The organism is Geobacillus sp. ZGt-1 (genome assembly GCF_001026865.1).
In the GTDB taxonomy this organism is placed as follows: Bacteria; Bacillota; Bacilli; order Bacillales; family Anoxybacillaceae; genus Geobacillus; species Geobacillus thermoleovorans.
The window spans coordinates 66,208-76,506 of the sequence record NZ_LDPD01000018.1; the positions used below are offsets into that span (position 1 = coordinate 66,208).

The following is a 10,299-nucleotide window of genomic DNA, read 5'->3' on the forward strand; positions in this document are numbered from 1 at the left end:
ACAATGCGGGAAGCGAGTCCTCTTTTCTTCATATAAATCAAGTCTTCGATCGTGTTTTTGCTGCCGGGAAGCACGATCACATCCGGCGCTCCAAGCTCGTCGCCGTGCGTCACCAACCGGACGCGGCAGTCCGGTTCGGCCAAAAGCGGGTCGATGTCGGTGAAATTGGCGATTTTCGGATAGCGGATGACGGCGACATCAATCGCTTCCTCTCCCCCGACAGATGAAGCAAACCGCTCAAGCGACAGCGAATCTTCCGCATCGATCGTCAAATCCGGCAAATAGGGGACAACGCCGAGCACCGGCACGCCGGTGTGCTGCTCAAACCAATCAAGCCCCGGCTTAAGCAGTGACACATCGCCGCGAAACTTGTTAATGATGACCCCAATGACCCGCTTTCGGTCCTCAGGCTCAAGCAGCGACAGCGTTCCAACGAGGCTCGCGAACACCCCGCCCCGCTCAATATCGCCGATCAACACGACCGGGGCGTTGGCGAGACGGGCGATGCGCATGTTGACCAACTCGCGGTCGTTTAAGTTTACTTCCGCCGGGCTTCCCGCTCCTTCAATGACAATCCGGTCATACTCGTTCATCAACGTTTCGAGCGACTGACGGATGACGGCCAGCCCTTGGTGGAAAAACTCGTTCCGGTAAGCGAACGCCTGCATATTGCCGTACGGTTTGCCAAGCACAACGATTTGCGATTCATGCTCGCGGCTTGGCTTAATCAAAATCGGATTCATCTCAGCGCGCGCCGCCACTCCGGCCGCTTCGGCCTGAATTCCTTGCGCCCGTCCGATTTCGTTTCCGTCCGGCGTCACGTAGGAGTTTAACGACATGTTTTGCGACTTGAACGGCGCCGTCTTCCAGCCGTCTTGGGCGAACATGCGGCAAAACGCGGTGGCGATGACGCTTTTGCCGGCATCAGAATGGGTGCCTTGAAACATAATCGGCAGCGCCTTAGCCATTGATGGTCACCTTCTCGCATTCGGCGAGCCACCGCTCAACCATCGCCGGGGCGGACGCGAAATGAAAATGGACATAGCCAGCGACAAGCCGGTGCGCCAAATAACCGTCAGGCTTCGTTCCTTTCCGGCCGCTCGTTTCGTAGGCAAACGGCGTCTCACCGCGCGGCTCATAAACGGAGTAGTGAAACTCATGGCCGCGCGCTGTTTCTCCTTCCGGCAATAGAAAATTTCCATTTCGACCGCGCACTTCGCGGTAGCCAAGCGCCGCGAGCTTCGTCTTCATCACGACCTTCCCCGGGATGACGCCCGCCATCTCATAGGCCGAACCGTCCGTCGCAACAAGCTGTTCGGTGAGAAACATAAACCCGCCGCACTCGGCCAACGTCGGCAACCCGTGTTCGATGGCGGCGCGGATCGACTGTTTGACAGCGGCTTGCCTGGCGAGCTCGGCGGCAAACTCTTCCGGAAACCCGCCGCCGATATACAATCCGTTCACCCCATCCGGAAGCGGCTCGCCGGCGAGCGGAGAAAAGTAGACAAGCTCCGCGCCGCAGGCAGAAAGCATCTCCAGATTCTCCGGATAGTAAAAATGAAAGGCAGCATCTTTGGCAACCGCCACGCGCACGCGATACGGCCGCGAAGGGCGAATGAGCGGCGCCGGAGAACAAAGGGCTGGCGCTTCTGCAATCGAAAGGAGCGTCTCCCAATCGATCGTGCGCGCCACCTTTCTCCCCAGATCGGCAAAAAACGAATCCAGTTCGCCGCGCTCCACCGACGGCACGAGCCCTAAATGGCGCTCTGGCAGCGCCAACGCTTCGTCTTGCGTGAGAAACCCGACGACCGGCACCCCGCACGTTTGCTCGACTGCCGCTTTGACGAGCCGAAAATGCCCTTCGCTGCCGACGCGGTTGGCAAATACGCCGGCGAGGCGCACATCGGGGCGAAACGTTTGAAACCCATGGACGATGGCGGCGGCGCTGCGGGCCATGCCGGAACAATCGACGACAAGCAGCACCGGGCTTTCGGTCAATACGGCGATTTCAGCCGTCGCCCCCTCGTCAGAAAGCGGCTGTTTCCCGTCAAACAGCCCCATCACCCCCTCGATGATGGCGATATCAGCCCCTTGACAACCGTTGGCGAGCACCGTTTTGACCGCTTCGCTTCCCATCATCCAACTGTCCAAGTTGCACGCCGGCCGGCCGGTCACAGCCGTATGGTAAGTCGGGTCGATGTAGTCCGGGCCGCATTTAAACCCTTGCACCGTATATCCTTGCTGCCTCATGGCCGCCATCAATCCAAGCGTCACGGTCGTTTTGCCGGCGCCGCTTCCCGGTGCGGCGATGACAAGCCGTCGCATGCCTCTTTCCCCTTTCCCTGCATGGTCGCTTTCTTTTGATGATCGATGAGCGCTACGGAAATCGTCACATTGCCGGACTTCTTTTTCACCAGCGCCAGCCGATCGGCCCCGCTGTACAATTTCGCCGCCGGCTCGCTCACCCCATACGCGCCGGTGTAGCGGTACACCGTTTCCGACGGCGCTTCGATCGGCACCGTGTTCAGCTCTTCTGGCGTATATGCAACCAATTCCCATCTATATTTGTTGACTACCTCCAAAAGTCCTTGTTCATCCTTTTTCAAATCAATGGTGCACACCGCTTTGACGCTTTTGAGCGAAAAGCGCAGCTCATTGAGCGTCTCATGGATGACCGCTTCGATTTCGTCAGCCGATGTGCCGCGGTTGCAGCCGATGCCAAGGGCGATCACTTTCGGGCGATACAAGACGCCGTTTTGCAAAATCGCTTCTTCTTCCGGCGCAAGCAGCCGGTGAGTGACCACAAGCGCCGCCGTCGGGCGGGCAGCGAGCGCTTCCGCGATCGAGCCGTACACGGCAATGTTTTTGGGCAATGGCCGCCCTTCCGGCCACCAGCCGGTTTCCCCCGACTCTTGCACGATCGCGACAGGCTCTTCATTCACGACCGCGGCGCTCACCGGCGTCAGCTTGTCAGCTGATTCCCATTCCCAGCCGAACTGGCGACCGAACAGATCGACGGCGATTGTCTGCTGCACGTCAGAAGCGGTCGTAATGACCGGGCGGGCGCTTAAAATGGCAGCAACGCGCCGCGTCAGTTCGTTCGCTCCGCCCAAATGGCCGGAAAGAACACTGATCACATGTTCAGCCTTATCATCGATCACCACGACCGCAGGATCGGTCTTTTTGTCTTTTAACAGCGGAGCGATCATCCGTACGACAGCGCCGAGCGAAATGATGCAAATGAGTCCGTCATAGCGGGCGAACAACTCCGGCAACAAGGCCCTGACGTTGCCGGAAAACAAGCGGATCCCGTGCTTGGCTTCATCGCCGCGGGCGAATTTATCCGTATAATAAACGTCCGCTCCCGCAAGAGCGCCTCCAAGGCGTCGGGCGATCTCGACCCCGTGTTTCGTAATGGCCACGACAGCATAGGCGCCGTGTCTTTTGTTGTTCGCGNCAGCAACTCCCACCTTACTTCTCCCCCTTTCGATATCCGTGCGTAAACGTGCGGTCGTACAGCTTCGAACGGTAGCCGCGCTCATGAATATGGGGATCGAGCGCCCAACCGGCCAACATGATCGCGTGTTTCGTCACACCATGGCGCCGCATATCGTCAGCCATTGTGGCAACGGTGGAACGAATCACGACTTCATCCGGCCATGTCGCCTTATAGACGATCGCGACAGGCGTATCACCGCTCCAACCCGCTTCAAGGAGCGCCGCGCTTACTTTTTTGGCAAGCGTCGCGCTTAAAAAAAGAACGAGCGTGCAATGATGCTGCGCCAGCTCCTGCAATTTCTCACGCGGCGGCATCGGCGTCCGCCCCTCGGCGCGGGTGAAAATGACCGTCTGCGTCAATTCCGGAACGGTGAGCTCCGCCTGCACGGCGGCCGCGGCGGCAAACGCCGAACTGACGCCGGGGACGATTTCCACTTCAATTCCTTCTTCTTTCAACAAGGCGATTTGCTCAAGCGTCGCCCCGTAAATCGATGGATCACCGGTATGGACGCGCACGACAAGCCGTCCTTGTTTCACTTGCTCCGCCATTGCCGCGACCATTTCTTCTAAATGCATGCCGGCAGTATGGAAAACGTCAGCATCCGGCTTCCGGTAGCGCTCGATCAATTCCGCGCTCACTAGCGAGTCGGTGTAAAAAATGGCGTCGGCAGCAGCGAGAAGCTCGGCGCCGCGAACCGTGATCAAATCCGGCGCTCCCGGCCCCGCCCCTACGATATACAGCTTCACTTTCTCACCACCATCAATGTCAAATATTCGAGTTCCGCTCCGTCGAGCTCCTCGATCTTCCACACGACTTCCTCGCCGGACGTCACTTTCGTCACAACAGCGGCGCGATGAAGCAAGTCGAGTTCCCGCAACAGACGAACCAGCAAATCGATCACTTTCGCCACTTTAAAAAAGACAACGCAATCGTGCTCAAGAAGCACTGCTTTCATCGCCTCAACATCGTCGCGGGCGGGCACGATCGCCACGGTTTCATCACCATCCGCCAGCGGCAGACGAAGCCTAGCGGCAGCAGCGTTGGCCGAACTGACGCCGGGGACGACTTCAATCGGCGCTTCCGGATAGCGGCGCTCCATTACGTGCATCAAATGGATGAACGTGCTGTACAACAGCGGATCGCCTTCGGTCACAAACGCGACATCGCGCCCGGCCGACAGCTCCGCCCAAATGGCGTCCGCCGCCTCGTTCCACTTCGGCTCAAGCAAGGCTCGGTCTTTTGTCATCGGAAAATGCAGGCCGAGCCGCCGTTTTTCCTCTGGCGCAAAATACGCATCAATAATTTGTTCCGCATAGCTTTTGCTTTGCCGCCCTTTTTTTGGATAGGCGATGACATCCACTTCTTTTAGGAGGCGGTATGCTTTCACCGTCATGAGCTCTGGATCGCCCGGGCCAACACCGATGCCGTACAACGTGCCGGTCACTCGTCTCCCTCCCGCTTGGCTGTCATGATATACACCGGATTGAGCGCCTCAAAGCGCGTCAACTCTAAAATGGGCTTGCTTCGCGACACTTGCGCGAGCGTGATGTCAACATGAAATCCACGGCTGCGCAGCTCGCAGCCCGCTTCAGCAAGCGTCTCAACCGTTGCCGCGTTGATCACGATGCGTCCATTTTTCTTCAGCCGTTTCGCACAGACGTCCAACAACGGCGACATCGCGCCTGACGTGCCGCCGATAAAGATGGCATCCGGGTCGGCAAACTCATCGAGCCGATCGGGCGCCCTGCCGTGCACAAGCGTGATGTCAACGCGGAATTTGCGCAAGTTTTGCCGGCAAATCTCGAGGTCGTATTCATTTTTTTCAATCGCAAACACCGCCCCGTCGCGGGCGATTTTCGCCGCTTCAATCGCGACCGAACCGGTGCACGTCCCAATGTCCCAGACGACGCTGTCCGGGCGCAAGCGCAAGGCGCTTACACTTAAGACGCGAATTTCTTTCTTTGTAATCAGCCCTTTGTCCGGCTTGCGTTGGAAAAATTCATCATCGTCAATGCCGAGCGGCCAAATCGGACCAGGAGCGGTTTGCCGCAAAATGACTATATTTAATGGAAGAAACTCGGTTTCTGCCATTTCTTCTAGCTTGAAAAACCGGCATCGCTCATTCGGCCCGCCGAGCTCCTCGCCGACAAACGCCTCATATTCCGTCATGCCGTACTCGAGCAAATAGCGGGCGATGGCGGCCGGCGAGTTCGTCTCATCGGTTAAGATGGCGACTTTGCGCCGCCCGTCGACCCGCTGAGCCAAACCGGTGAGCGGCCGGCCATGGACGCTGACAAACGCCGCGTCTTGCCAAGACTCGCCCATTTTCGCAAACGCCCATTGCACTGAGCTGACGGCCGGATACACGTCGATCGGCAATTTGCCGGCCAAATAGCTGCCGATGCCGTAAAAGAGCGGATCGCCGGAAGCAAGCACGACCGTGTTGCGCGTCTCATGGCGGAGCCGCTCCACCAGCTCCGCCAGTCCGCGGCGGATGATGATCGTTTCTCCTTTGTATTCAGGAAACATCGCCAGCTGCCGTTCGCCGCCGACAAGCAGCTCGCTTTCATCAATCCAGCGTCGATACAGCTCAGGAAGACTTGCTTGCCCATCAGCACCCACACCGATCAACTTCATCGTCCCCATCGGTCTGCACCGCCTTTCCTAATTGTTGTCCGTTCATTGTGTAAATGGACGTCGCCACCGTCAGACCGCCTCCCACTTCGTGAAGCGCCGCCTGGCAGCACGCTTCGCACAAAAGCTCGAAAAACTTCATGCAACCGGCCTCTTGCATCATGTCGCCGACTTGCGCCGCCGTATTCGCGCCGCGCACCGCAGCCACCAGTTCTGGGCCAGCACCTGCCTGCTCGGCGATGGCAGCCAAAAAGCCAAAGTCGACCGGGGCGCTTTTCGAGTGCACCATCATCACTCCTTGAGCGACTTTCGAAAATTTCCCCATCATCCCGACCATCGACACCATCTTGATGCCAAGCCGTTTGCATTGTTTCAGCGTAAAGCCGACAAAATCGCCCATTTCGATAAACGCTTCTTCCGGCAAATGTGGATATTCTTGCATGGCGTATTTCTCGCTCCGCCCCCCGGTCGTGATGACAACATGGCGGCAGCCGTTCGCTTTCGCCACTTGAAGCGCCTGCACGATGCTCGCCCGGTAGGCGGCGGTGGAGAACGGAACGACGATGCCGCGCGTCCCCAAAATCGAAATGCCGCCAATGATGCCTAGTCTCGGGTTCAACGTTTTTTTGGCGATTTCCTCGCCGCCGGGCACAGAAATGACGACCTTCACCCCGCGATGTAGACCGTATTGCGCCAGCACTTCATTGACGGCTTCGCGGATCATTTGCCGCGGCACTGGATTGATCGCCGCTTCCCCGACCGGCACCGGCAAGCCGGGTTTGGTGACGCGTCCGACCCCTTCACCGCCGTCGATATGAACGCCCGGCGACGAGGCCCACGAGACAGTGGAAACGATGAGCGCGCCGTGCGTCGCATCTGGGTCATCGCCGCCATCCTTCACGACCGAGGCCGTCGCCGTTTCGCCATCGAACGAACAAGAGGCGAGCGAAAAGGTCACCACCCGCCCGATCGGAATCCGAATCGTCGCCTCCGCCTGCACTTGGCCAGTGATGAGCGCCGTGAGCGCGGCTTTCGTTGCCGCTGTCGCGCACGATCCGGTCGTATACCCTTCACGCAGCGTTTTTTTCGTTTCCATCGTTCGTCACGCTCGCTCGGCGAGCAGCGATAAAGCATTCAAGGCAGCGACGGTCACGGTGCTTCCTCCTTTGCGGCCGCGGTTGGTGATGAACGGCACATCGAGCTTCGCCAATTCTTCTTTCGATTCCGCCGCCGAGACGAATCCGACCGGCAAGCCGATCACCAATCCCGGCCGCGCCTCTCCTTCTTTGATGAGGCGAATGAGCTCCAATAACGCTGTCGGAGCGTTGCCGATGGCAAAAATGCCGCCTTCCGCTTCTTTCACCGCTTTGCGCATCGCCACAATCGCCCTCGTCGTATTCAACCGTTTCGCTTCAGCGATCACGTCTTCATCAGAAATATAGACGCGCACCGCGCTGCCGAACTTCGCAAGCCGCGCTTGATTGACGCCGGCTTGCACCATTTGCACATCGGCGACGACGAGCTTGCCGCTGCGAATGGCATCAATGCCTGAGCGGATCGCATCCGGGTGGAAAATGAGGCTTTTGCCCAGCTCAAAATCAGCCGATGCATGGATGACGCGCTGAACGATTCGGTATTGTTCTTCTGTAAATGAATGCTCGCCGATCTCTTCATCAATGATTTGAAAGCTGCGCGCTTCAATTTGTTCCGGCTGCACCGTCGCCGGACGAAATGTTGTATGGAAGTCCATGACAATTCTCTCCTTTCTTCATGATCGCTTGCATGAGCGGCCGCTAGAATCCCATTCTTTACACGGCCGGAAGCGGCGCATGCTGCTTCAACGCCTCGAGCACGCCGGCAAAATCGTGATGCACGATGCCGTATGACAACCGTGGGCGGCGGATGACGATGACATCAATGCCGAGCTCCTCGGCGGCAGCGATTTTCTCATCGACAAACCCGACTTTGCCGCTTTCTTTCGTGACGACGACCGTGACGCCAAAATGGCGGTATAGCGCCCGATCGAGCTCTTTCGTAAACGGCCCTTGCATCATGACGATCTGCTCTTGGGAAAACCCGAGCCGCTCGCATTTGTCGAGATTGTCTTTCCGCGGCAGCATCCGCGCAATCACCTTGACGTCCGGGCGACCGATGAGCCTCGCGGCGAAAATGTCGAGCGTTTTGCTGCCGGTCGTCAGCATCACGACGCCGCCTTTTTCCGCCGCCAAGTCAGCCGCTTCTTCATAGCTGTCGACAAATGTCACCTTCTCGGATGAAAACGAAGACGCCTGCCGCTCGTAGCGAATGTAGGGCAACCCGGCGTCTGCTGCCGCTTGCATGGCGTTTTTTGACGCCTCTTCAGCAAATGGATGGCTCGCGTCCACAATCGCTTTGGCCCCCTCGGCTTTGGCCAGATCGGCAAGCTGGGACGCATCCAAGCGGCCGACATAGGCGCGAATGCCGGCCGATCGGAGCTGTTCGGCCGCGTGATCGGTGACGACCGTCGCGGTTACGTTATAGCCGGCTTGTTGGATCATCACCGCCAATTCGCGGGCATCGCTTGTTCCAGCTAACAATAAAATCATCGGACGCTTCCTCCTTCAATGATGGTGATGATGATGGTGATGATGGGCGGCGTGCAGCCGATATTGACAGATGTCGCAATTCATCGCCACCGTTTGGCCGAGCACCTCGTTGAGGCGGTCAAGCACGATCTCCTCAAGCTTCGGATGAAATCCAAAATAGCCGGCAAGCGCAAACGAGATATGCGAGTGCTCAGCTTGGTATTGCGCCATTTGCTGCTCAAGCCGCTTAATCAGGATGCCGGTGAATAAAAAATACGGAAGAACAACGATCCGCCTAGCTCCGAGCATGAGACAGCGGCGGACAGCATCATCAAGCGACGGCGTCGTCACGCCCATAAACGCCGGCTCGATGAGCGCATAGCCGGTCTGTTCCCAAAAGAGGCGGGCGATTTTATACAAGTCGCTGTTCGCATCCGGATCGCTCCCGCCGCGGCCAAGCAAAATGACCGCTGTTCCGTCATCCGGCTGCTCCGGCCGCTCGCCGATTTCTTGCAATCGTTCGCGCAAAATAGCAAATGTCTGCTCATGGACGCCGATGGGGCGGCCGTAGCGGAACACCATATGCGGATAGCGCGCTTTGGCCTCATCGATTTCCGCCGGGATATGCAGCTTCGAATGCCCGGCCGGCAATAAAATGAGCGGAATGACCGCCACTTCCATTGCCCCGGCTTCGGCGCAGCGTTCGATTCCTTCGCCGATCGACGGACGGCCAAATTCTAAAAAACTTGTTTCAATATGAAACGAATCGCGCAAACGCGGCCGCAGGCGGTCGACAAACTGCCGCACTTGCTCGTTCCCTTCCGGGTCGCGGCTGCCATGGCCGACAAATAAAATGGCTCTCATGTTCGTTCTCCTCTCTTATATCGCTCCATCCGAGGTTACTCACCGCATGCCGGCGTTTCGATCTTCGCCGCCGTCTTGGCCTCCTCGTACGAAAAGCGGCCGATTTGTTTCACGCGGGCAAAAAACTTATGAAATCGTTCGTTCGGATGAGCATGTTCTTTGTACTGTTCAATGATGTCCGCCACAATGGCCACCATCTCTTCCGGCGGGATGCCTTCCGCAACGAGCTGGCCAGGATGGGCGTTGCGGCCGACCGTTTTCCCGCCTAAAAACAAGTCAAATTTCCCTTTCCGGTACACAAGCCCGATGTCTTCGCGCACCGCGCCGTAGCATGCCATGCCGCAGCCGTTGATGCCAAGCTTCAACTCTTTCGGCAGCGCCATGCCCCCAAATCGCCGCGCCAATTCCTCGGCATATGGAATCGCGTCTTTTTTCTCTCCATCGCAAAAGTCGCATGCCTTCACCGTCAGCACATCACCAACCGGCATCACCATCAGTCCGACAGCAGCGAGCCGATCGACAAGCCCTTTTGGATCCTCTGTCACCCGCTCGATTTTGATATAATGATCCGGCGTGTACGTCATTTTCCCGTCCGGTCCGACCGCTTCGGCGAGCGCGATGAGCTGTTCCGGGGTGAACTGTTTATTGGCCACCCCTGGGCTCACTGCCGCTTCGAACAGCACGGCGGACGCCTTCTTTGTCGTTCTTCTTTCCAATGCTGCAAGCGCGTCCTCCGCT

Annotated in this window: 10 protein-coding genes and 1 pseudogene; all 11 read right to left on the bottom strand. The window is 58.0% G+C overall.

Annotated features, from left to right (window positions below; genetic code table 11):
- The coding region (locus VU18_RS07725; RefSeq protein ID WP_047757911.1) for a cobyric acid synthase at positions 1-968 on the bottom strand (968 nt) is incomplete at its 3' end.
- Entirely contained in the window at positions 961-2,325 is a 1,365-nt protein-coding gene (locus VU18_RS07730; protein ID WP_021322611.1) for a cobyrinate a,c-diamide synthase, read from the bottom strand. The genes VU18_RS07730 and VU18_RS07725, both read right to left, overlap by 8 nt.
- On the bottom strand, positions 2,271-3,456 hold a 1,186-nt coding region (locus VU18_RS07735), incomplete at its 5' end, for a cobalt-precorrin 5A hydrolase (RefSeq protein ID WP_236687322.1). The genes VU18_RS07730 and VU18_RS07735, both read right to left, overlap by 55 nt.
- Before the next feature lie 15 nt (positions 3,457-3,471).
- The gene (gene cobM / locus VU18_RS07740; protein ID WP_011231288.1) at positions 3,472-4,245 is read right to left on the bottom strand and encodes a precorrin-4 C(11)-methyltransferase; all 774 of its coding nucleotides are present in this window, start codon (positions 4,243-4,245) and stop codon (positions 3,472-3,474) included.
- On the bottom strand, positions 4,242-4,943 hold the full coding sequence (gene cobI, locus VU18_RS07745) for a precorrin-2 C(20)-methyltransferase (protein ID WP_015374899.1): 702 nt from the start codon (positions 4,941-4,943) through the stop codon (positions 4,242-4,244). Before cobI ends, cobM begins: the two co-directional genes overlap by 4 nt.
- Positions 4,940-6,145: a bifunctional cobalt-precorrin-7 (C(5))-methyltransferase/cobalt-precorrin-6B (C(15))-methyltransferase gene (locus VU18_RS07750; RefSeq protein ID WP_031206571.1), complete on the bottom strand. Its 1,206-nt coding sequence runs from the start codon at positions 6,143-6,145 to the stop codon at positions 4,940-4,942. The genes cobI and VU18_RS07750 overlap by 4 nt, the downstream gene beginning before the upstream one ends.
- Positions 6,111-7,229: a cobalt-precorrin-5B (C(1))-methyltransferase gene (locus VU18_RS07755; protein ID WP_014195897.1), complete on the bottom strand. Its 1,119-nt coding sequence runs from the start codon at positions 7,227-7,229 to the stop codon at positions 6,111-6,113. The genes VU18_RS07750 and VU18_RS07755 overlap by 35 nt, the downstream gene beginning before the upstream one ends.
- Before the next feature lie 6 nt (positions 7,230-7,235).
- The gene (locus tag VU18_RS07760; RefSeq protein ID WP_014195898.1) at positions 7,236-7,883 is read right to left on the bottom strand and encodes a precorrin-8X methylmutase; all 648 of its coding nucleotides are present in this window, start codon (positions 7,881-7,883) and stop codon (positions 7,236-7,238) included.
- Positions 7,884-7,941: 58 nt separating this feature from the next.
- Complete coding sequence (gene cobK, locus VU18_RS07765) at positions 7,942-8,718, bottom strand: precorrin-6A reductase (protein WP_008880155.1); 777 nt, start codon at positions 8,716-8,718, stop codon at positions 7,942-7,944.
- Between the two features lie 15 nt (positions 8,719-8,733).
- Entirely contained in the window at positions 8,734-9,561 is an 828-nt protein-coding gene (locus VU18_RS07770) for a sirohydrochlorin chelatase (RefSeq protein ID WP_008880154.1), read from the bottom strand.
- 35 nt (positions 9,562-9,596) lie between these two features.
- Positions 9,597-10,299 (bottom strand): annotated as a pseudogene (locus VU18_RS19700) (precorrin-3B C(17)-methyltransferase); the annotation flags it as partial.

Coding starts and splice junctions, on each gene's coding strand:
- VU18_RS07770 (WP_008880154.1), bottom strand. CDS start 9,561: ATGAGAGCCATTTTATTTGTCGGCCATGGCAGCCGCGACCCGGAAGGG.
- VU18_RS07755 (WP_014195897.1), bottom strand. CDS start 7,229: ATGGAAACGAAAAAAACGCTGCGTGAAGGGTATACGACCGGATCGTGC.
- VU18_RS07750 (WP_031206571.1), bottom strand. CDS start 6,145: ATGGGGACGATGAAGTTGATCGGTGTGGGTGCTGATGGGCAAGCAAGT.
- VU18_RS07730 (WP_021322611.1), bottom strand. CDS start 2,325: ATGCGACGGCTTGTCATCGCCGCACCGGGAAGCGGCGCCGGCAAAACG.
- VU18_RS07760 (WP_014195898.1), bottom strand. CDS start 7,883: ATGGACTTCCATACAACATTTCGTCCGGCGACGGTGCAGCCGGAACAA.
- cobK (WP_008880155.1), bottom strand. CDS start 8,718: ATGATTTTATTGTTAGCTGGAACAAGCGATGCCCGCGAATTGGCGGTG.